Here is a 627-nt window from a genome sequence, read left to right as displayed (position 1 = left end):
GCGGCCTGGGCGAAGGCTTGCAGGTCAGCGGATTCGAACAGGCTGCGCAGCGACACTTCCAGGTCCAGGCGCTGGCGAATCCGCGAGGTGACCTGGGTGGCCAGCAACGAGTGGCCGCCGAGTTCGAAGAAGTTGTCGTGCAAGCCCACCTGCTCGACTTTCAGCACCTCGCTCCAGATCGCCGCCAGTTGCTGCTCCAGCGCCGTGCGCGGGGCCACGTAGCCCTGCTGCAGCTGGCTGGCATCCGGCTTGGGCAGGGCCTTGCGGTCCAGCTTGCCGTTGGCGGTCAATGGCCACTGGTCCAAGATCAGGAAGTGCGTCGGCACCATGTAGTCCGGCAGGTTGGCTTTCAGGTGCTGTCTCAGCGTGTCACGCAGGGTTGCCTGGTCTGCATTCGCGTCCTGAGCAATCAGGTAGGCGGCCAGTTGCTTGCCCCCTGCCCCGTCGATATCCAGCACCAGCACTTCGCGCACGGCGGCGTGCTCTTGCAGACGCGCTTCGATCTCGCCCAGTTCGATACGGAAGCCACGGATCTTCACCTGGTGGTCGATACGGCCCACGTACTCGATCACGCCCTGTTCGCGGTAACGCGCCAGGTCGCCGGTGCGGTACAGGCGCCCGCCTTCG

The 627-nt window shown here is 65.4% G+C and carries 1 protein-coding gene; it reads right to left on the bottom strand.

All coding sequences use genetic code 11. The features are described from left to right. Positions 1 to 627, bottom strand: a 627-nt coding sequence (locus tag ACQ4OD_RS26370) for a phosphopantetheine-binding protein (protein WP_430945228.1), incomplete at both ends; no start/stop codon positions are given.

The sequence above is a fragment of the Pseudomonas sp. WC1 genome (assembly GCF_050586565.1).
Lineage (GTDB): Bacteria > Pseudomonadota > Gammaproteobacteria > Pseudomonadales > Pseudomonadaceae > Aquipseudomonas.
Note: the sequence above shows the minus strand (reverse complement) of the source record. Positions and strands in the feature narration are given on the sequence as shown.